A 533-nucleotide genomic window follows, 5' to 3' on the forward strand; every position below is an offset into this window, starting at 1 on the left:
AATCGGCGATCACCGCCCCGCCGTTCGAAGTGCCGCGGCCATAATCGTTCAGACTGTCGATGAATCCGGTCCAGGAACCCATGACAAAGCGGTCGGCCCCGGCCCCGCCATACATGGTATCCGATCCGGCCCCGCCCGAAACCTCGTCATTGCCGGCCCCGCCATAAAGCTGGTCCGAGCCGTCGCCGCCTTCCATCTCGTCGGTGCCCGCGCCGCCATAAAGCGTGTCGGCTCCGGCTCCGCCGGACAGGCTGTCATTGCCGGTCTCGCCGAACAGCCGGTCACGGCCCTGCCCCAGCCCGCCGTCCAGCGCATCATTGCCGCGCCCGCCGAACAGATCATCATGGCTGCGCGTGCCGGTGATGCTGTCCGCCGAGACATTGGTCGAGAACAGGAAATTCCCGGCATTCAGCGTGCCCACCGTGGCGGGGGCCCCCAGCTCCAGCTTGTTGAGGAAGCCGTTCTGCGTCACCAGCAGCGAAATAGAGCCGTTTTCAGTGATCAGCAGCCGCTGCACCGTCTCGACATCCGAA

Annotated in this window: 1 protein-coding gene; it reads right to left on the reverse strand. The window is 65.5% G+C overall.

Annotated features, from left to right (window positions below):
* Positions 1-517 (reverse strand): calcium-binding protein (locus tag PKE99_RS38650; protein WP_369075895.1); only part of this gene is annotated, 517 nt, incomplete at its 3' end.
* Positions 518-533 lie beyond the last annotated feature (16 nt).

Origin of the sequence: Pseudonocardia halophobica (assembly GCF_027922425.1) — a bacterium.
GTDB classification, from domain to species: domain Bacteria; phylum Actinomycetota; class Actinomycetes; order Mycobacteriales; family Pseudonocardiaceae; genus Pseudonocardia; species Pseudonocardia halophobica.